This is a genomic window from Halarchaeum grantii (genome assembly GCF_014647455.2).
Lineage (GTDB): Archaea > Halobacteriota > Halobacteria > Halobacteriales > Halobacteriaceae > Halarchaeum > Halarchaeum grantii.
Genome location: NZ_BMPF01000001.1, coordinates 549,558 through 568,555, shown reverse-complemented (window position 1 = coordinate 568,555; position 18,998 = coordinate 549,558). Strand labels below are relative to the sequence as shown.

Below are 18,998 nucleotides of genomic sequence, written 5' to 3'. Positions count from 1 at the left end.
CGGCGCTCAGAAGAAGAGCACCGTCGGCCCCCGCTCGGCGTCCGCGACGGCCTCTCCCGCGCCGATAGCCGGCAGTCGGACGGTCGCGGTCGTCCCGCCGCCGTCGTCCGCCGCGATCTGGAACGACCCGCCGTATCGGGTGACGATCCAGTTCACCAGCCACAGCCCGAGCCCGGAGCCGTGCATCAGCGCCGTCTCCTCCCCGGTCGCGACGACCTCCGCCTCCACCGAGTCGATACCCGGTCCCTCGTCCGACACGACGAGTTCCACCCAGTCGCCCGCGTCGAACACGGACACCGACACCTGCGGGTCGTCCGACGGGTCGTGCTTCAGTCCGTTCGCCACGAGCTCCGCGAGCGCCTCCCGGAGCTCCGCGCCCGCGCAGATGTCCCGCTCGGCCGCCACGCGCACCTCGATGTCGCCGTTCGGGAAGCGCTCGCGGTGCGTCTCGCGGACCGCCTCGCAGAGCGCGCGCGGGTCGATGCGCTGGGGGTCGCGGTCGCGGCGCGCGTACTGCTCCAACTCCCGCGCGTGCTCGCCGAGCGCCGACAGCTCCCGGGCGGCGCGCTCGATGCGCTCGCCGATCTCGCGCGGGTCGTCGACGTCCCCGTGTCGGAGCCCGCTCCCCCACGCGAGGAAGAGCGTCATGTCGTTTCGGAGGTTGTGTCTGAGGACGCGATTCAGGAGCGCGATCAGGCGCTCGGTCCGCTTGCGCTCCGTGACGTCGTCCTGGAACCCGAGGTAGTGCGAGAGGTCGCCGCGCTCGTCGTAGACGGGGTTGACCCGGAGGCGGTTCCAGAACGGCGTCCCGTCACGCCGGTAGTTGACGAGTTCGACGACCGCCGACTCCTCGGCGTCGATCGCGTTCCCGAGGCGCTCGACCGACGCGTCGTCCGTGCGCTCGCCCTGTAGGAACCGGCAGTTTCGACCGAGGACCTCCGCGGTGTCGTAGCCCGTGATGCGCTCGAACCCGTCGTTGACGTAGACGAGCGGCGTGTCGGGCTCGTTGGGGTCGGCGATGGAGATTCCGATGTCCGCCTCGTCCATCGCGCGGTTCTTCACGCGCAACTCGCGCTGGCGCTCCTTGCGCGCGGTGACGTCCCGGCCGACGCCCTGAATGCCGGTGATCGTCCCGCCGTCGGCTATCGGCGTCGCGTTCACCGCGATGACGACGATGTCGCCGTCGCGCGCGCGGAAATCGAGTTCGAGGTTCTCCACGGACTCGCCCGCGAGCAGGCGCTCGTGGGCCGCCACCGCGTCCTCGGCCGACTCCTCGGTCATGAACTCCGTGAAGTACTCGCCCGTCAGCGCCTCGGGCCGATAGCCGAGGATGCGCTCGACCGCCGCCGAGACGTACGTGAAGCGCGCGTCGAGGCCGACCCGAAAGAGGACGTCGAAGCTGGTCTCCGCGATTCCCTCGAAGCGGCGCTTCTCGCGCTCGAGGCGCTCCGTGCGCTCCCTGAGGTCGCGCTCGTACGCGCGACGCTCGAGGGCGTTCCCCACGAGGGTCGCCAGCAGCTCCAGAAACAGCTCCTCGGACTCCGAGAACGCGGCGTCGCGGCGCTCCCGGCTCGCGAAGCAGACCGTCCCGTACACCTCGCCATCGACCACGACCTTCGTGCCGATGTAGGCGCCGAGGCCGAACGCGTCGATCGCCCGCTGGTCGATCGGCGAGACCGCCGCCTCCTGTACCGCGAGCAGCCCGTCGGATTCGAGCGTGTGCCGACAGTAGCTCTCGCGTAGCGGGCAGGTCTCACCGGGCTGCACCCGGTCGTGCCCCCCGATCGCGTGAACGATCCGCTGCGTGTCGTCCTCGACACGGGTGACGAACCCGATCGGGAGGCCGAGGTGCGCCGCCCCCACGTCGAGCGCGCGGTCGATCTTCTCCTCGACGTCGAGCTCCGCGTCGGCGAAGACGGCGTAGAGACGCTCCCGTGGTGACGTCGCGTCCATATCCAACGGTAGTCATACCATCTGTTAAAGCCAGAGGGGCGGGAGCAGTTGGCGCCCGGGGGGGGACGACCGCCGACTCGCCTAGAAGAACTCGTCGAGGCCGCTCTGCATGTCGTCGTCCTCGGCGTCGTCGCTCTTGGTGCTCTCCTCCTCGTCGACGAAGACGTCCGCCTCCTCCTCGTCCTGCTCGTCCTCGTCGGCGCTCGCGGCCGCCCCCTCGACGTCGTCGACGCTCGACTGCCCCTCGAAGGCGCCGCCGGAGTGCTCGACGGCGGCCTCCGCCTTCGCGGCCTCGGCGTCGGCGACGATGTCCTGCACCTTGTTGGTGTCCTCCCCGCTCCCGGTGACGAACGCGACGTGCTCGGCCTCGAGGTCGTACGTCGCGGCCATCGCCACCGTGAGCGCCCGGGGCTTGCAGTGATGCGTCATCGCGGCGAGGAACGGCATCACCTCGCGGCGCGCGCTCGCCATCGAGCACCCGGAGGCCTCGGCGATCTTGCGCGCGACGTAGTCGCGGGTGTTTCTGGTGCCCTTCGTCCGCCCGAGCTTCGACCAGAAGGACGGCGGCCCGTAGCGCGTCCACCCGCCCTTCGGCTCGCTCCGGGCGGCCGCCGTGCCGGCGGCGACGTTGTCCGTCGCGTAGCGCCAGTAGGAGTAGTCCTGCGTCGCGCGAACGCGGCCGAGCCACTTGTCGGCGTTCGCGAGGAACTCGTAGGCGTCCGCCAACTCCGCGCCCGCGTAGTCCTTCGGGACGTTGTCCTCCACCCAGTTGAGGAGGTCGTCCGGCGTCTCATCCACGTCGTAGGCGGCGTAGAGCGACTCCTGTGCGCCCTTCTCCTTGAAGACGTCGTCGAGGAAGTCGAAGATGCCCTCCGTGGTGTCGCGGTCCCCGGTGACGATGTCGTCCTCCGTGAGGACCTCGGTCTCCTCGGCGAGCGCCTGCAGGTCGTTGATCGCCGAGCGGAGGTCGCCCGAGTTCTTCTGCGCGAGCGCGTCGAGCGCGGCGTCCTCGTACTCGATGCCCTCGCGCCGGCAGACGTCGCGGAGAACGGGCACGATACTGCGCTTCGAGACGTCGCGGAACTCGATCTCCTGACAGGCGTTCCGGAGGGCGTTCGACATCTCGTAGTAGTCGTTCGCGATGAGCACCATCGGCTGCGTCGCCTCCTTCACGAGGCGCGTGACGGCGCGCGCGCCGCCGCGGTCGGCGTTCCCGTGGATGTTGTCCGCCTCGTCCATCACGACGAGCTTCCGCCCGCCGGAGCCGCCGACGAGCGTCCCCGACTTCGCCGCCTCGCCCGCGACCCGCTCGATGACGTCCTTCGTCCGGGTGTCGCTCGCGTTCAACTCGATGACCTCCCAGCCCATGTCGTTCGCGAGCGCGTGCGCCGCCGACGTCTTCCCGACGCCCGGACTCCCGTGGACGATGACCGCCTCGCGGTGGTCCTCCCACGTCTCCGCCCACTCCTTCAGGGCGTCGCGGGCCTTGTTGTTCCCGCGAACCTCGGAGAGCGTGCTCGGGCGGTACTTCTCCGTCCAGTCAACCATTAGCGGATGAGAGGCGCGAGACGCGTTTAGTGGTTCCGTTCGGTCACTCCTCGACGGCGACGTACGTCACCGGACAGGACGCGTCGAGGATGACGGACTGGGCGGTGGAGCCGAAGACGGCCTTCCCGGTCGGCGAGCGCGGCCGCCCGGAGACGATGACGCGCCCCGCCGTGACGTCGTCGGCGATGGCGACGACTTCCTCGGCGACCTTCCCGACGGCGCCGCGCACGGCGTAGGTGATGCCGTGGTCGGCGAGCGTCGCGCCGAGCCGCTCGACGGTCTCGTGGTCGGCGAGCACGTCGTCGACGTCCTCGCGGCTCGCGTCCGGATGGCCGAGGCGCTTCGCGGCGTCGATGAACTGCTCGCCGGAGAAGACGTACGCGAGGACGACCGTCGCGTCGGTGGGACCGGCGACCTGCATCGCGGTCTCGACGAGCCGGTCCGCGGCGGCGTCGCTGACGTCCGGTCCGAGTGCGATGACGACCGTGTCGAGGTCGGTGTCCATACGCCCCACTAGGGCGGGACGCGAGTTAACGATACGGTCCGCTCACGCCTCGACGACGGTGCCGCTCGCGCCGACCGCGACGTGCGGGTCGCCGAGCGTGACGCCCCGCAAGTCCGCCTCGACGGGATGCGTCTCCTCCCAGAGGCCGAGCCACCGCGCGACGGTCACGCCACCGGGGAGGTCGTGGCCGGGGCGATGCAGTACCGTGCCGCTCGCGCCGACGGCGTGGATGCACCCACAGGACCCCATCGCGATGTCGTAGAGCGTCCGCTCGGTCGGGTCGGTGGCGTCCCACGCGTCGTCGCCCTCACGGTAGAGCGTCCCACCGGCGACGCGGGCCCGCCCGCCGACGACCGTGGCGTCGTAGAGGCCGGCGTCGGCGTCCTCGATACCGATGCGCGCCCACGCCCCCTCACTCCCCCGTGCGAAGACGTCGCCGTTCGCGTCGACCGCGACGACGCGGCCGCCGTCGCCGCGTGCGAGCGCGCGGATCGCCGCCCCGCTCCCGGGCGTCGCGTGCGTCCACGTTCGCTCACCCGGTTCGCTGCGCTCCGTCCCCGTCGAGACGTGGACGTGCCCGGAGCTGTCGGCGACGAACACGGTCGCGTCGTCGCCCGACCCGGCGACGACGAGGCTCGTGAACTGGTCGGTCACGTCGTCGGGGGCGCTATGTGACGCGACCGTGTTCGTCTCCACGTCGAGTTCGGCGAGCGCGCCGCTCGCGCCCGCGACCCAGAGGCGCACGCCGTCGGCGGTCGGGGCGCACGCGTGGAGGTTGGAGCCGTTTCCGTCCGGCCCGGTTGTCGTCAGGGTGTGCCACTCCGCGCCGTCGTCCGTCCCGCTCCCGCGACGCTCGAGGACGACACCGCCGCCGCCGACGGCGTAGGCCCCGCTCGCGGTGTGTGCGACGTCCGCGAGGTCGCTATCGGTCGGGGACGCGACGGCGTGCCACCCGCCGTCGGCGCTCACACTACCCGCGCTCGCGGTACCGGCCGCGAGGCCGACACCGACGGTCCGCAGAACGTCGCGACGTGAGAGTTCGGGCATCGTCCCCGAGAGATGTGCGGCGTGGCGTTTCAGGATGGTGGCCGCTCGTCCCGCGTGCCGCCACAAGCGATTTGCACCCGACACGCGAACCGGACCCATATGTCCGAATCGAGTACGGGCCGCGACGTCCCCTGGGTCCCCGCCGCCGTCGTCGGTATCGCCGCCTACGTCCTCCAATATCTCGTCGTCTACCTCTGGCAGGCCAACCGGGTGCGTGAGCAGCTCGCCGGGCTGAACGCCGTCATCCAGTTCCTCGGCGGGCAGGCCATCCCCGCGTGGCAGGCCGTCGGCTGGCTCTTCTACAACGCCCACTTCGTCTCCTTCACCTACCCGTCGCTCGGCGGCGGGCGGACGGCGACGAACCTCATCGCGAGCGGGAACGCCCCCCAGTTGCTCTACGTCCTCCCGCCGCTCTTCCTCCTCGTCGGAGGCTACCTCCTCGTGCGCTCCGTGAGCCTCGTCGACCCCACCGAGGGCGCGCTCTGCGGGACCGTCCTCTCGCTCGGCTACGCCATCCCCGCGTGGGTCGGCGTCTTCGCCTTCCGCATCACCGCCGAGAGCAACTGGCTCGGGCCCGACCTCGTCACCGGTATCGTCCTCGCCGGCGTCGTCTACCCCGTCGTCTTCGGCGCCGTTGGTGGCGCAGTCGCCGCCGCCACGGGCGACTGACCGCCACTCGCACCGCGTCCGCACGCGACGGCTCCCCGACCTCGGGGCTTCGATACGCCTTAGGCCCCGCGGCGGATGGGGGTGGGTATGGACTCGGACGCGCGCGCCGGCCTCGCCGAACGCATCGCCGGCGAGATCACGCTCAGCGACGACCCCGGCGCCACCCTCCGCAAGTGGCGCACCGACTTCGACGTCTCGCAGACCGAGCTCGCCGACCAACTCGACGTCTCCTCCTCGGTCATCTCCGACTACGAGAGCGGCCGCCGCGAGAGCCCCGGCATCGGCCTCGTCTCCCGACTCGTCACCGGCCTCCTCGACATCGACGAGCGCCGCGGCGGCGACCGCATCCGGCAGTACGCCCGCGTCCTCTCCGCGGGCTTCGAGAGCGACATCGTCCTCGACCTCCGCGAGTACCCGACCGCCGTCCCCCTCCAGGACGTCTACGACGCCATCGACGCCACCGAAGTCGTCGAGGGCGACCGCGACCGCGTCAGCGGCCACACCATCATCGACAGCATCCGCGCCATCTCCCGCCTCTCCAGCGACGAGTTCTACCGCCTCTACGGCCAGTCCACGAACCGCGTCCTCGGCTTCACCGGGGTTTCCCGCGGTGAGTCCCCGCTCGTCGCGCTCCGCGTCGTCAACCCCACGCCGAACGCCGTCCTCCTCCACGGTCTCGAGGAGGAGGACCTCTGGGAGCACGCCCCCGCGCTCGCCCAGCGCGACGGCTTCTCGCTCGCCATCTGCAACACGCCCATCGACGAGATGCTCGCCGCGCTCCAAGCGCTCGCAGAATAATCCGCTCGCGCGAAAACGCGCCCGGCGCTCCGGACTAGTCGTTCCGCACCGTCGCCAACCCGCGGGTCGCGTGCGCCCCGCTCGGCGTGTGGCGGGCCCACCCGCCGGTCGACCCCACCTACTCCACGTACCGGTACTTCCGCTCGTTCATCGGCCCCCAGCCGTCGAAGACGAACTCGTCCTCGGGCGTCGTGAACGGCTCGAGCTCGGACTGCTTCTCGTGGTTGTGCCGGTCGTGAACCTGCTCGTACTCCTCGAAGGAGAGGTCGTAGCGCTCCGCGATTCGGTCGAAGATCGAGAGCGCGTCGAGCTCCTCGCGCCACCCGTCCTGAACGGTCTCCGCGTGGATCTCCGCCTGCGCGCCGGAGCCGTAGGAGCCGACGAGCAGTTTCTCGCCCGCGAGGTCGCGGTCGGCCTCGGCCGCGTGGTACAGCGCCGCCATCCGCGCGAGGTGGACGGAGCCCGTGTACCAGTTACCGACGCGCTCGCTCACCGCGAGCGTCGGCTCGATGTGGGTGTCGTACCACTCGTGGTACGCGGGTTGCTCCTTCAGGTCGTCCATGTAGTCGCGGATCGCCGCGTCGAACGCCTCCTCGTCCGCGAAGTCCGCACGGCGGGGCTGGCGGCCGATCTCGTCCGCGAGCGCGTCCTCGACCTCGGTGCCCCGGATCGTGTGCCGGTAGGCGAGGAGCGCGGCCTTCCGGACCATCCCCGGGTAGGGCGTGTGGAACGGCGCGTACGCGTAGTCCTCGGGACCGACTTTGCCCGCGACGCTCTCGAAGTCCACGAGCGCCTCGCGCATCCGCGCGAGATACACCTGAATGGAGCGCTTGCCGTCCACGCTCGGGAACTGCTGGTTTGGCTTCAGGAAGTCCGTCTCGTCCGCGCTCCCGTAGCCCTGCTCCGTCGAGAGCTCGACGAGACTCGGGTCCTCCGTCACCCACATCGCCACCGCGCCCGCGCCCTGCGTCGCCTCGCCGGCGTCACCGCGCGCGTAGAGCGCCGTGTCGCTCGCGATGACGAGCGCGCCCCGGCCCCGATTGCGGCCGGCGCGGATCCAGTTGCAGGCGTCGTCGAGGCTCTGCGTCCCAGCGATGCAGGCGAACTTCCGCTCGCCCTTGTTCGCGTGGTGGAAGTCGTCGTCGTAGACCTCCTCGAGACAGCCCGCGATGTAGGTGGAGACGGGCTTCGAGTTGTCGAAGGCGGACTCCGTCGCGACGTCGATGCGGCCGACGTCCTCCGGGTCGAGGTCCTTCCGCTCCATCAGGCGATAGGCGGCGTTCGCGCCCATCGTCACGATGTCCTCGTAGGCGTCGGGGAACGAACTCTCGTAGAGGCCGAGGCCCTTCGTGTACTTCTCGGGGTCGTCGCCCTTCCGCGGGGCGAACGTCTCGGCGAGGTCGAGCGCGAGCTTTCCGGTCCAGATCTCGACCGCGTCGATACCGACGGCTGTCATGCCGTCTCCTTCACGAAACGCGCATATGGGTTTGTCGATGAGCCGATTCGACGGCTGACGAACGCCGGCTAGTTCGGAATCGTGATCTCGTAGGTGTTCGGCGAGCCGTCGACGTAGAGCGTGACGTAGACCGTCTCACCACGCATGTTGGCCCGCTGGTTCTTGTTTTGCCAGAACGCGCCAATGTAGACCGTCGCGTTCGTCTGGCCGTTCAGTGTCGCGTCCTCGGTCATGGGCTCCCTGCTTCCGATCGGGAGCTCGGTCCCGGAATCCTCGGAATACGGGGTTCCGTCCATCTCGAGGACGCCCTGCTCCGCTGCGTCGATATACACCTCGTGCTGGCCCCGAGCGTACGACCCCGTTTGGCTCTCCCAGATGCCGTCGACCTTCGAGTTGGTGGTGTTCTCGACGCGGACCGCCGTGACGTCCACGGGCCCGCTCCCCGTGTTTCGGACGTCGAACTGGATGCCGTTCCAGAACGTTCCTTCGGACCCACGCACCAGCGTCACCTGTCGGTCGCTGTTTCCGCCACCGCCTCCACTACTGCCACCCGACGTGACGGTGAGGTCGAACGTCGTCCGCTCGAGCGTGCCGGCCGCGCTCGCGTTCGACGCGCCGAACCAGACGGTCACACCGACGGCCTCGCTCCCGCTGACCGTTCCCGGCGCGGTGTAGGTGAACGACGCGCCACCGTCCGATCCGGTCGTGGCCGGCCCCGAGACGGACCCCGGCCCGCGTGTCACCGTCGCGTTCACCGTCTGGCCCGCGAACGGGTTGTTGAATCGGTCGCGGACCGCGACGTCGAGGGTGTGCGACTCGCCGGGGTTCAGGGTCGCGCCGTCGCCGCCGTCCCGCACGAGGTAGTGCGGGCCGGGGTCCTCGACCCCCGAGCCGACGCCGACGCGCGAGAGCTGGAGGACGTACGTGCCGGGTTCGAGGCGGACGTCGACGGTGCCGTTGTCGCCGGGGGTGACGTCGAGCACGCGTCCGCTCGATATCTGCTCGGCGAGGAGGTCCTCCCACGTCGAGTCCGGGAGCGTCGTCGGGAGCGAGAGGACGAGCGGCCCGTTGCTCTCGTTCGTCACCGTCACCTCGTGATAGGGCGCGCTCGACGGGTGCGGGTCGACGGACGCCGACCTGATGCCGGACTCCTCGTAGTCGCCCGCGAGCGTCACGAGCGTCAGGCGGTTCCCCGACAGCATCGACTGCCCGGTCAGCGTCAGGTTCGCGCCGTTGTCGAACTGGTTGTAGAGGACGCCGTTCTCGTAGACCGTTCGCGGCGCGTTCCGATACTCGTGGTAGTCGCCGCTGTAGACGAGTCGCGACGTCGAGTAAGAGAGCGTGCCGGAGACGTAGTCGGCGGTTTCGGCGTTCGTCGCCTCGACGTTCCGTATCGTGACGTTCGACGCGAACGAGTCGGTGCGAAGGGTTCCGGTGACCGGCGGTGGGTTCACCGCCGCGACGCGCGTCGGATAACGCAGTCCGAGCGACACCGAGACCGGCTGGGAGTTCCCCGACCCGGCCGTCCGCAGGACGGCGTTTCGGACGTCCGTCAACTGGTCGTGGATGCGCTCGTTGTGCTGGAACTCGAGTTGCTCGTTCTCAGCGGGCACGACCTGCGCCTGATAGATCGAGAGCGAGATAACGAGGATACCGAAGAGTAAGACGGCTCCGACGACGCCGGCGACGGCCCTCCTGTCCCTCATCGTTCGCAGACGACCCCCGCCACTCTCCTAAAACCGATGGCCGGCACACGCGGCGTTACTCCTCGTCGTCTTCGATGACTTCCGGGTCGGCGAGCGCGCTCTGGAGGCTGTCGAGGCCGCTCAGCCAGTCGGTCAGCGGGCCGTACTCGAGCTCTTCGGTGATTCCGAGGTCGATCTCGGCGCCGTCGAAGAGCTGCGAGCCGGCGCACGCCGCGAGTTCGAGCGCGCGGTCGAACTCCTCCTCGCGCTCGGCCGAGGCCGCCGCCTCGACGTACTCTTGGACGCTCGCGTCCTCCGCAGGCCCGTTCGAGATGTAGACGTCGGCGGAGTAGAAGACCGCGACGAGGCTCGTCTGGACGCCCTCGACGAGCATCTTCTTGTCCTGGTCGTCGAACTCGGGCTCGGCGAGGACGACCTCGCGGATGGACGCGAGTTCGTCGAGCGCCTCCTCCTCCTCGAGCTCGTCGCTCTGGTGGGCGGAGACGATCTTCGCGACCGCGATCGCGACGTCGTCCTGCAGGTTGTACAGGAGGCGCGCGGAGTCCTCGTCCTCGGGGTCGAGTTCCTCGTCGCGGAGCCTGTCGAGCCAGTTCTGCCAGCGCTCATCGGAGTAGAACTCCTCCTCGATATCACTCATACCCCATACGACCGGAGCGCGGGACAAATGCCTTTCCTATCCGCCGGCGCCTGCGAGGCGCACGCACGCCCCGATTCATCGGCGTGCTACTCGAGCGTCCCGACGGTGTCGATCCCGTAGACGGCGTCGGGGCTCTCGACGTGCGCTCGCTCCACCGCCGCCTCGTGGCCGTTCTCGAGGAGCCAGTTCACCCGTCGCGGGACGGTCTTCGGGCCCATCACCGCGCCGGGACGCTCCGGGTCGTCCACGTAGTCCGTCTCCATCAGGAACGGGGCGTCCGACGCGACCGCGTCCTCGAGGTAGTCTTTCTCGCACATCACCGACGGCGTCACGCCCGCGCACTCGCCGCTCGCGTAGTGTTTCACGACGCGCTCCGGGGGGATTCCGGCGTCCTCCGCCCACGCCGCGACGTCCGTGAGGTCCTCGGTGGCTTCCGTGTGGAGCTGGAGCGCGACGCCGGTCTCGGCCGCGCGCTCGAGGGCGTGCCGGAGGACGCGATTCGAGGCGTCCCACACCGCCTCGCTCACGTCGTAATGCGGCCGGCCGGACTTCAGCGCCACCGCCTCGCCGTCGGCGGCGTACTCGGCGGCGACGTCGAGGCCCGCGCACATCAACTCCGCCGCCTCGTCGGCGTCGAAGCCCCGCTCGTCGACGAGGCGGGAGACGAGTCCGGGATGCACCCCGAGGACGGGCCACGCGCGCCCGCGCAACTCCTCGCTCGCGTCCGCGACGACGTCGAGCGTCTCCTCGAAGACCGCGCGGAAGTCCTCGCCGACGTCGGCCTCGACGCCGAGGTGCCACGACGGCTTGTTCACGACGAGCAGATGCGTTCCGCCCGAGCGCGCGAAGTCCGTCACCGCATCGATGCCACGGGCGTGGCGCGGGTCGAGGTGCAGGTGGTCGTCCAGTACGGGCGTGCCCAAGTCGCGCATACTCGACCCCACGCGCGCCCGGCGTGAAAAAGGACCGTTCCGTCCGTCGCGCCCCGGCTACTCCTCGGGGTCCGCGAGGACGAGCGCGTCGTCGGCGGCGTTCCGAAGGGCGTCCGAGCGGCCGTGCTCGCCGGGCGCGATGGCGAGCGTCGCGACGCCGTTCTCCGCGGCCTTCTCCAGCACGGGCTTGAAGTCGGTGTCCCGGGAGGCGACGGCGAGCAGGTCGACGTGCTCGCTCAACACGAGTTCGGTCGCGTCCACCGCGAGCTTCACGTCCACGTCGCCGCTCGTCACCCGCACGTCGTAGCCGCGTGCCTCGCCCGCCTGAATGAGGCCGGGCGTCGCGTGCTCGTCGAGGTAGAGTCGCGAGACGACGAGGCGGCCCTCCTCGCGTGCGGCCGCGAGCACGTCGTCGAGGTCGACGTCGAACTCGTCGCGGAGGACGTTCGGGCCGTCCACGAAGAGCGCGACCCCGGGGTCGTCGCCGCCCGCGAGGGCGTCACGGAGCCGTTCCATACCATCCGTGGGGGGTGGCCGGGTAAAGCCGTGGCGAATCGGCCGAGCCCCGCCGACGACGGCCGCCACCGGTCAGCGCGTGACGCGGACGCGCCCGCCGCGATACGCGGCGGCGTACCAGCGCGCGAACAGCGCGAGGAGGACGAGCGTCCCGACGAGGAACGTCACGCCGCCCGGCGAGCCGAGCAGCGCGAGGGCCGCGTCGGCGACGCTTTGGAGGGCGGCGACGGCCGCGTCGAGGAGCGACGGGTCGCCCGCCGGTTCGGCGCGGGCGGTGGAGACCGCGTACCCACCGCCCGCCCCGGCGTCGCCCCCGATTCCCGGCCCGCTCGTGGTCGACGCGAGGACCCCGGCGAGGCCGTTCACGAGCGCGCCGAGGAGCGCGACGACGCCCACCGCGCCGAAGAGTTTCGCGAGCGCCGCCGACAGCGGTTCGTCCGCCTCGCCCTCGCGCGCGCCGGCGTAGACGACGAGCGGGCCGTTCGTCGGCGCGTACACCTTCATCTCGCGGCCCTGCGCGGAGTACCACGTCTCCGAGACGTCGACGAGGCCGGCGTCCCGGAGCTTGTTCACGTGATAGGTGGCGTTCTGGAGGCTCGTGTCCACCTCCTCCGCGATGTCCGAGGCCGTCAGCGGCTCCTCGTAGAGCGCGTCGAGGACGGCGCGCGCCGTCCCCGAGGAGAGCGCCGCGAACACGGACTCGGCCTCCGCCTCCCCGATTCCGACGAGTTTGGGGTCGCGTTCGCGCTCGCCCTCGGACGCGGGCTTGAGCGGGAACAGCTCCTTCATGCTCACACGGGACAGTTCGTCGCCATCGCGTATAAGCTATCGCGAGGGTTCAACGGCGCTTGTAGTCCCGAAACGGGGGGTACAGCGCCGACTGTCGTCTCTCCCTCCCCCGGTCCGGGGAAAGCGTTAGGTCGTCGGCGTCCGCGCGTTCCGTATGGCCTCCCGGACGACGCCGCTGCACGACCGGCACGCCGAGGCGGGCGCGACGTTCACCGACTTCGGCGGGTGGGAGATGCCCGTCGAGTTCGACGGTATCCGCGACGAGCACGCGGCCGTCCGCGAGGGCGTCGGCGTCTTCGACGTCTCGCACATGGGCGAAGTCGAGGTGTCGGGTCCCGAGGCGCTCGAACTCGTCTCCCGCATGACGACGAACGACGCGTCGCACCTCGACCCCGGCGACGCCCAGTACGCCCTCCAGACCGACGAGGAGGGGGTCATCGTCGACGACACGCTCGTTTACCTGCTCCCGGACGGCGAGACCTATCTCTTCGTGCCGAACGCCGGCCACGACGCCGAGGCCGTCGCGCGCTGGCGCGACCACCGCGACGCGTGGGGGCTCGACGCCGCCGTGGAGAACGTGAGCGACGAGCGCGGGATGCTCGCGGTGCAGGGCCCCGACGCCGTCTCTGCTGTCGCCGACGAGACGACCGCCGACGTCGAGGCGCTCGGGCGCTTCGAGGCCGCGAACGCGACCGTGGCGGGCGTCGACTGCCTCGTCTCGCGGACGGGCTACACGGGCGAGGACGGCGTCGAACTCGTCTTCGAGACCGGCGACGGCGCGACGCTGTGGGACGCCTTCGTCCCGGCCTATCGCCCCTGCGGGCTCGGCGCGCGCGACACCCTCCGCACGGAGATGGGGTTCCTGCTCTCCGGGCAGGACTTTCACCACGAGGAGAACCCCCGAACGCCCTTCGAGGCGGGCGTCGGCTTCGCGGTCGACCTCGACCACGCGTTCGTCGGGCGCGACGCCCTCGTCGCGCAGGCGGCGGGCGAACTCGCCGAGCGCTTCACTGGCCTCGTCCTCGAGGAGCGCGGCGTCCCCCGACACGGCTACGCCGTTACGGCGGACGCCGACGCGGCGGACCGAATCGGCGAGCTGACGAGCGGGACGATGAGTCCGACGCGCGGCGAACCCATCGGCCTCGGCTACCTCGACGCCGCCTACGCGGACCCCGGAACGACCGTCTACGTCGTCATTCGCGGCGAGGCGAAACGCGCAACTATCACCGAACCCCCCTTCATAGACAGATGAGCTTCGACGTACCCGACGACTGCTACTATCTCGAGTCGCACGAGTGGTATCGCCCCGCCGACGGCCGCGTCGGCATCACCGACTTCGCGCAGGACGAGCTCGGTGACGTCGTCTTCGTGGACCTCCCCGTGGTCGGCGAGTCGGTGACGGCCGGCGAGCAGTTCGGCGTCGTCGAGTCGATCAAGGCCGTCAGCGACCTCTACGCGCCCGTCTCGGGCACGGTCGCCGCCGTCAACGACGACCTCGAGAACGCGCCCGAACTCGTCAATGACGAGCCGTTCGCGGGCGGGTGGCTCCTCGAACTCGAGGACGTGCCCGAGGGCGACGTCGACGACCTGCTGGCGCCCGACGGCTACCGCGAGCGGACCGAGTGAGCCCGCTCACGGCCGGCGTGTCACAGCGCTAAACTCGCGTCGGTGAGGACGGCGAGTCCGCACACGGACGCGGACGTTTCGGGGCGACCGGGGGTATCTTGGTCCTCCCGCTCGCAGACCCCGGCATGCTTCCGCGGACGCACGCGGCGACGGGGAGTGATTCGACGTGACCGCCGGACGCCCGGCGACTCGACTTGCTGACCGCCACTCACTCACAGAGGGATTCGCGTGAGTAGCGCCGAACGGCGTCCGGCTTACCCACGCTCACCCTCGAGGGGATTCGCGTGAGCGGGACGCCGTACGCCCCCCACACCGACGCGGACGTCGAGGCGATGCTCGACGTCGTCGGCGCGGACTCCATCGACGACCTCTTCGACATCCCCGAATCGGTCTGGTTCGACGGCGCGTTCGGTATCGACGAGCACACCGAGCGCGAGGCGCGCCGCGAGGTGGAGGGGACGCTCGCGCGCAACGCCGACCTGACCGAGTTCCTCGGACGCGGCCACTACGCCCACTACGTCCCCTCGGTCGTCGACGACCTCTCCGGGCGCTCGGAGTTCCTCACCTCCTACACGCAGTACCAACCCGAGGTCACGCAGGGCTTCCTGCAGGCGCTCTTCGAGTACCAGTCCCTCCTCGTCGAGCTCACCGGCCTCGGCGTCGCGAACTGCTCGATGTACGACGCGGCGACGGCGCTCGGTGAGGCGGCGCTGCTCGCCGCGCGCGTCCGCGAGACGACCGGCGACACCGTCGTCGTCCCGGACGGCCTCCGGGCGGAGCGCGAGAGCGTCCTCCGCAACTACGTTGCGGGCGCCGACCTCGATGTCGAGTCGGTGCCGATGGCCGACGGGACGCTCGACGTCCCCGCGCTCCGCGAGCTCGTGGACGACGACACCGTGTTGGTGTACGCGGAGTCGCCGACCACGCGCGGGGCGATCGAGGCGTCGCTCGCGGAAATAGCCGACGTCGCCCACGAGCACGACGCGCTCTTCTGCCTCGGCTCCGACCCAGTCGCGCTCTCCCTCCTCCAGCGGCCCGCCGACGTCGGCGCGGACGTCGTCGTCGGGGACGCGAGCGTGCTCGGCCTCGGCACCGCGTACGGGATGGGGCTCGGGCTCTTCGCGTGCCGCGAGGCCTACGTCCGACAGGTGCCCGGGCGACTCGTCGGCGCGAGCACGGACGCGGCGGGCAAGCGCGCGTACACGCTCACCCTGCAGACGCGCGAACAGCACATCCGCCGCGAGCGCGCGACGAGCAACATCTGCACGAATCAGGCGTGGCTCGCGCTCCGCGCGGCGATCCACGCGGCGTGGCTCGGCCCCGACGGGCTGGTGGACCTCGCCGAGCGGATGGTCGAGCTCCCGCGCGACCTCGCCTCGCGACTCGACGCCATCACCGGGGTCCGCGCGCCCGTCCACGACCGCCACCACTTCCGCGAGTTCGTCGCGCACACCGACCAGCCTGCGGGTGCCGTCGCGGAGGCCCTCGAAGCCGAGGGGTTCGCGGTCCACGTCGTCGGCGGGCACGAGGTACAGGTCTGCGTCACGGACGCGAACGACGCGCACGTCGAGGAGTTCGTCGCCGCCTTCGAGGAGGCCGCGTGATGGACGAGTACGACCAGGCCCGCTACGCGGGCGAGGACGCCCACGAACCACTCCTCTCCGAGAAAGGTGAGACGACCGTCGCGGTCGAGGACACGCCTCTCCCGGAGGAGCTGACGCGCGACTCGGTGACGCTGCCGTCGCCCTCGGAGCCCGAGATCGCCGAGCACTACGTCCGGCTCTCGCAGATGAACTACGGCGTCGACACCGGCCCGTACCCGCTCGGCTCCTGCACGATGAAGTACAACCCGCGCTTCACCGAGGACGTCGCCGCACACCCGGACGCGGCCGTCCACCCGGACCGCTCGGACGAGAGCGTGCAGGGGACGCTCGCGCTTCTGCACGCCCTGCAGGACTCCCTCGCGCGGATCGGCGGGATGGACGCGGTGACGCTCCAGCCGCCGGCGGGCGCCGCCGGCGAGTTCGCCGGCATCGCGATCGCGAAGGCCTACCACGAGGCGAACGGCGAAGGCCAGCGCCACGAGGTCGTCGTCCCGGACAGCGCGCACGGCACGAACTTCGCGACGGCGGCGATGGCGGGCTACGACGTCGTCTCGCTCCCCTCGGGCGAGGACGGCCGCGTCGACCTCGACGCCCTCGAGGCGGCGGTCGGCGAGGAGACGGCGGCGCTGATGCTCACGAACCCGAACACGCTCGGGCTCTTCGAGCGCGACATCGAGGCGGTCGCGGACGTCGTCCACGATTCGGGGGGATTGCTCTACTACGACGGTGCGAACCTGAACGCGCTCCTCGGGCGCGCGCGACCGGGCGACATGGGCTTCGACGTGATGCACTTCAACGTCCACAAGACGTTCGCGACGCCGCACGGCGGCGGCGGCCCCGGCGCGGGCCCGGTCGGCGTCACCGCGGACCTCGCCGACTTCCTCCCGAGCCCGCAGGTCCGAGAGGGTGAGGACGGCGACTACGAGCGCGTCACGCCCGCGAACTCCATCGGGAAGGTCCACGGACAGTTGGGGAACTGGCTGGTGCTCGTGAAGGCCTACGCCTACCTCCTCCGCCTCGGCGACGCGGGGCTCCGCGACGCCTCCGGGAAGGCGGTGTTGAACGCGAACTACCTCGCCGAGCAGGTCCCCTACGACGTCCCCTACGGGCCGTTCCACCACGAATTCGTGGCGAGCGCGGGCGAGCAGGACGCCGCCGACGTCGCGAAGCGGATGCTCGACTACGCGGTGCATCCGCCCACCACCAAGTGGCCGGAGACGGTCGAGGAGGCGCTGATGACCGAACCCACCGAAGCCGAGGGCCTGCGCGGACTCGACCAGCTCGCGGCGGCGTTCGAGCGCGCCGCCGCCGACGACGACGCCGCGCTCGCGAACGCCCCCGAGAAGACGGCGGCGCGACGCATCGACCAGACGAGCGCCGCGCGCGACCTCCGACTCTCGTGGCACGCGCTCGACGACGACTCGGACGCGTAGCCGCACGCGACGGGCGCACCGGCACCGAACCCGCACGCTGAAACGCCTCCACCGCCTTCGAGGTGGTAATGGCGCATCGATTCCGCTGGACGCACGCGCTCCCCGACGACCGCGAGTGCACCGTCTCGCGCGTCGCCGGCGACCACGAGGACGGCCCCGACGCCCACCGACGCTACGACGTCCGCCTCCCCGGGTCGCTCGCGCTCGCGTCGCCCGACGGCGTGGCGCTCGAACGCGACGGCGAGCGCGTCACCGTCCGCGTCCCCGACGGCGTCGGCGTCGCGCGCGTCCGCCTCACAACCGACGCCGGCACCGACCGTCTCCCCCTCCTCGACCCGTCACTCGGCACCGCGCTCACGGACGCGCTCCGTGGCAATGACGCGGCGGCGCGCACGCTCGCGACCGCACGCGGCTCCGCCGTCGCCGCCGTACACGCCTGTGCGCCCGCGCTCGACGTCGAGGGGGTCGTCGCGCTCGTCGACGCGCTCGCGGGCGCCGACGGCGACGCCTCGGACGACCTGCACGCCCGGCGCTACGCGCTCACTCGCGCCGCCGCCCGCGCCCGGAACGGCCTCGCCGTCCACACCGCCGAGGAATTCGAGCGTCTCGCTGACGGCCTCGACGACGTGACCGAGGTCGGCGACGTCGACGCGCTCGACGCGCTCGGCGACCTCGTCGCGGTCCACGGCCTCGCCCCCGTCCGGGATCTGGGCTACGACCTCGTGCGCCTCGCGCACCGCGACGACGGCCGCTTCGAGGCGTACTGGCTCGCCGGCGTCGCCCGCGAGGACGGCCTCGACGCCGCACGGGACGTCGCGAGCGCCGGCCGCGCCGACGGCGAGTACGCCCGCCTGAAGGACCGCGCCTCCGAGGCGCCCTATCACGAGCGCGGCGCGGCGTGGCGCGCGCTCTGCGGGCCCGCGAGTCGGCGCTCGCGCGCCGAGTTCGCGTACGTCCTCGCGAACGCGTGCTACTGGACGGGCGAGGTGAGCCGCGCGGACGCCCGCGTGGACGAGCTCTGCTACGACGGCGCGCTCGTCGCCGCCCGCGAGGACGGCGTCGAGTGGCTCATCGCGCACGCGCGATACGAGCGCGCTCGCGCCGTCGGCCACCGCCACCGGAGCGCGACGAACCACGCCCTCGCCGTCGCGGCGTTCGAGCGCGCCCGCGGGATCGCCGAGGAGTACGACTACGACGCGCTCACGCCGTGGGACCCGCTCTACAGTCGCACCGTCGTCGCGTCGAACGCCGCCTCGGCGCGCGGCGACCACGAGACCGCCGTCCGCATCCTCGAAACGGGCCGCGAGGAGATCGCGGCGCTCGACCCGCCCGAGGAGCGTTTCGACGAAATACGCCACCACCTCGACGGCCAGCGCCACGAGCGGCTCGCGCTCCTCGCCCGCGAGGACGCCGAGGGAGCCGTCGAGACGCATCTCGAGGCCGCGCGCGAGCACTACGCGGCCGTCGGCTTCGAGCGCTCGCGCGACCGCGTCGACGCGAAACTCGACGACGCCCGAACCGAGGACGCCGACGACCGGGCCGAGCGCGCGGCGCGCGCGAGCGGACACGCCGGGCCGAACCCGCGCCCGCCGACGGAGACGCGCGGGCCGTCCCTCGACGATATCCCCGACCTCCACGACCACCTCACGGAGAGCGACCCGCACGCCGTCGGGAGCGCCGACCCCGGCGTCGTCGAGCGCGACCCGTGGGACGACCCGCTCGACGGCCGATACTGACCGGCCGCCCCGACTCACCCGCCTCTCGCCGATAGCCGCGTCG

Annotated in this window: 17 protein-coding genes; 7 read left to right on the top strand and 10 right to left on the bottom strand. The window is 71.3% G+C overall.

Annotation, left to right across the window (positions count from 1 at the left end; genetic code table 11):
* Positions 1 to 6: 6 nt before the first annotated feature.
* From IEY12_RS02970 to IEY12_RS02955, 4 genes are all read right to left on the bottom strand, one after another.
* The gene (locus IEY12_RS02970) at positions 7 to 1,953 is read right to left on the bottom strand and encodes a PAS domain S-box protein (protein ID WP_188878554.1); all 1,947 of its coding nucleotides are present in this window, start codon (positions 1,951 to 1,953) and stop codon (positions 7 to 9) included.
* A gap of 81 nt (positions 1,954 to 2,034) precedes the next feature.
* Positions 2,035 to 3,501, bottom strand: a complete 1,467-nt coding sequence (locus IEY12_RS02965) for a replication factor C large subunit (protein ID WP_188878549.1) — start codon at positions 3,499 to 3,501, stop codon at positions 2,035 to 2,037.
* Between the two features lie 43 nt (positions 3,502 to 3,544).
* Positions 3,545 to 4,006, bottom strand: coding sequence for a universal stress protein (locus IEY12_RS02960; protein WP_188878546.1), 462 nt, complete (start codon positions 4,004 to 4,006; stop codon positions 3,545 to 3,547).
* A gap of 42 nt (positions 4,007 to 4,048) precedes the next feature.
* Positions 4,049 to 5,053 (bottom strand): PQQ-like beta-propeller repeat protein, encoded by a 1,005-nt coding sequence (locus tag IEY12_RS02955; protein WP_188878544.1) that lies wholly within the window; start codon positions 5,051 to 5,053, stop codon positions 4,049 to 4,051.
* A 99-nt stretch (positions 5,054 to 5,152) separates the two neighbouring features.
* Here IEY12_RS02955 and IEY12_RS02950 point away from each other — a divergent pair, with 99 nt between their 5' ends.
* Both IEY12_RS02950 and IEY12_RS02945 read left to right on the top strand, forming a co-directional pair.
* A complete protein-coding gene (locus IEY12_RS02950; protein ID WP_188878541.1) occupies positions 5,153 to 5,722 on the top strand; it encodes a DUF7978 family protein in 570 nt (189 codons plus the stop codon).
* Positions 5,723 to 5,809: 87 nt separating this feature from the next.
* A complete protein-coding gene (locus IEY12_RS02945; RefSeq protein ID WP_188878533.1) occupies positions 5,810 to 6,520 on the top strand; it encodes a helix-turn-helix domain-containing protein in 711 nt (236 codons plus the stop codon).
* Positions 6,521 to 6,638: 118 nt separating this feature from the next.
* Here the strand turns inward: IEY12_RS02945 and hmgB are convergent, their stop codons facing one another.
* From hmgB to IEY12_RS02915, 6 genes are all read right to left on the bottom strand, one after another.
* Entirely contained in the window at positions 6,639 to 7,976 is a 1,338-nt protein-coding gene (hmgB, locus tag IEY12_RS02940; RefSeq protein WP_188878531.1) for a hydroxymethylglutaryl-CoA synthase, read from the bottom strand.
* 68 nt (positions 7,977 to 8,044) lie between these two features.
* Positions 8,045 to 9,682: an Ig-like domain-containing protein gene (locus tag IEY12_RS02935; protein ID WP_188878529.1), complete on the bottom strand. Its 1,638-nt coding sequence runs from the start codon at positions 9,680 to 9,682 to the stop codon at positions 8,045 to 8,047.
* Positions 9,683 to 9,737: 55 nt separating this feature from the next.
* Positions 9,738 to 10,319 (bottom strand): DUF2150 family protein, encoded by a 582-nt coding sequence (locus IEY12_RS02930; protein ID WP_188878527.1) that lies wholly within the window; start codon positions 10,317 to 10,319, stop codon positions 9,738 to 9,740.
* Positions 10,320 to 10,405: 86 nt separating this feature from the next.
* Positions 10,406 to 11,251, bottom strand: coding sequence for a TatD family hydrolase (locus tag IEY12_RS02925; RefSeq protein WP_188878525.1), 846 nt, complete (start codon positions 11,249 to 11,251; stop codon positions 10,406 to 10,408).
* A 57-nt stretch (positions 11,252 to 11,308) separates the two neighbouring features.
* Complete coding sequence (locus IEY12_RS02920) at positions 11,309 to 11,767, bottom strand: NYN domain-containing protein (RefSeq protein ID WP_188878523.1); 459 nt, start codon at positions 11,765 to 11,767, stop codon at positions 11,309 to 11,311.
* Positions 11,768 to 11,839: 72 nt separating this feature from the next.
* Positions 11,840 to 12,556 carry an ArsR/SmtB family transcription factor gene (locus tag IEY12_RS02915; RefSeq protein WP_188880339.1) on the bottom strand — a complete coding sequence of 239 codons (717 nt, stop codon included), beginning with the start codon at positions 12,554 to 12,556 and terminating at the stop codon, positions 11,840 to 11,842.
* Positions 12,557 to 12,710: 154 nt separating this feature from the next.
* Here IEY12_RS02915 and gcvT point away from each other — a divergent pair, with 154 nt between their 5' ends.
* From gcvT to IEY12_RS02890, 5 genes are all read left to right on the top strand, one after another.
* Positions 12,711 to 13,808 (top strand): glycine cleavage system aminomethyltransferase GcvT, encoded by a 1,098-nt coding sequence (gene gcvT, locus IEY12_RS02910; protein WP_188878521.1) that lies wholly within the window; start codon positions 12,711 to 12,713, stop codon positions 13,806 to 13,808.
* Positions 13,805 to 14,182, top strand: coding sequence for a glycine cleavage system protein GcvH (gene gcvH, locus IEY12_RS02905; RefSeq protein WP_188878519.1), 378 nt, complete (start codon positions 13,805 to 13,807; stop codon positions 14,180 to 14,182). The genes gcvT and gcvH overlap by 4 nt, the downstream gene beginning before the upstream one ends.
* 284 nt (positions 14,183 to 14,466) lie before the next feature.
* Positions 14,467 to 15,786, top strand: coding sequence for an aminomethyl-transferring glycine dehydrogenase subunit GcvPA (gcvPA, locus tag IEY12_RS02900; protein ID WP_188878516.1), 1,320 nt, complete (start codon positions 14,467 to 14,469; stop codon positions 15,784 to 15,786).
* Positions 15,786 to 17,219: an aminomethyl-transferring glycine dehydrogenase subunit GcvPB gene (gene gcvPB / locus IEY12_RS02895; RefSeq protein WP_188878513.1), complete on the top strand. Its 1,434-nt coding sequence runs from the start codon at positions 15,786 to 15,788 to the stop codon at positions 17,217 to 17,219. Before gcvPA ends, gcvPB begins: the two co-directional genes overlap by 1 nt.
* A 68-nt stretch (positions 17,220 to 17,287) precedes the next feature.
* Positions 17,288 to 18,955, top strand: a complete 1,668-nt coding sequence (locus tag IEY12_RS02890; RefSeq protein WP_188878511.1) for a hypothetical protein — start codon at positions 17,288 to 17,290, stop codon at positions 18,953 to 18,955.
* The last annotated feature ends 43 nt before the right edge of the window (positions 18,956 to 18,998 follow it).

Coding starts and splice junctions, on each gene's coding strand:
- IEY12_RS02970 (WP_188878554.1), bottom strand. CDS start 1,953: ATGGACGCGACGTCACCACGGGAGCGTCTCTACGCCGTCTTCGCCGAC.
- IEY12_RS02965 (WP_188878549.1), bottom strand. CDS start 3,501: ATGGTTGACTGGACGGAGAAGTACCGCCCGAGCACGCTCTCCGAGGTT.
- IEY12_RS02960 (WP_188878546.1), bottom strand. CDS start 4,006: ATGGACACCGACCTCGACACGGTCGTCATCGCACTCGGACCGGACGTC.
- IEY12_RS02955 (WP_188878544.1), bottom strand. CDS start 5,053: ATGCCCGAACTCTCACGTCGCGACGTTCTGCGGACCGTCGGTGTCGGC.
- IEY12_RS02950 (WP_188878541.1), top strand. CDS start 5,153: ATGTCCGAATCGAGTACGGGCCGCGACGTCCCCTGGGTCCCCGCCGCC.
- IEY12_RS02945 (WP_188878533.1), top strand. CDS start 5,810: ATGGACTCGGACGCGCGCGCCGGCCTCGCCGAACGCATCGCCGGCGAG.
- hmgB (WP_188878531.1), bottom strand. CDS start 7,976: ATGACAGCCGTCGGTATCGACGCGGTCGAGATCTGGACCGGAAAGCTC.
- IEY12_RS02935 (WP_188878529.1), bottom strand. CDS start 9,682: ATGAGGGACAGGAGGGCCGTCGCCGGCGTCGTCGGAGCCGTCTTACTC.
- IEY12_RS02930 (WP_188878527.1), bottom strand. CDS start 10,319: ATGAGTGATATCGAGGAGGAGTTCTACTCCGATGAGCGCTGGCAGAAC.
- IEY12_RS02925 (WP_188878525.1), bottom strand. CDS start 11,251: ATGCGCGACTTGGGCACGCCCGTACTGGACGACCACCTGCACCTCGAC.
- IEY12_RS02920 (WP_188878523.1), bottom strand. CDS start 11,767: ATGGAACGGCTCCGTGACGCCCTCGCGGGCGGCGACGACCCCGGGGTC.
- IEY12_RS02915 (WP_188880339.1), bottom strand. CDS start 12,556: ATGAAGGAGCTGTTCCCGCTCAAGCCCGCGTCCGAGGGCGAGCGCGAA.
- gcvT (WP_188878521.1), top strand. CDS start 12,711: ATGGCCTCCCGGACGACGCCGCTGCACGACCGGCACGCCGAGGCGGGC.
- gcvH (WP_188878519.1), top strand. CDS start 13,805: ATGAGCTTCGACGTACCCGACGACTGCTACTATCTCGAGTCGCACGAG.
- gcvPB (WP_188878513.1), top strand. CDS start 15,786: ATGGACGAGTACGACCAGGCCCGCTACGCGGGCGAGGACGCCCACGAA.
- IEY12_RS02890 (WP_188878511.1), top strand. CDS start 17,288: ATGGCGCATCGATTCCGCTGGACGCACGCGCTCCCCGACGACCGCGAG.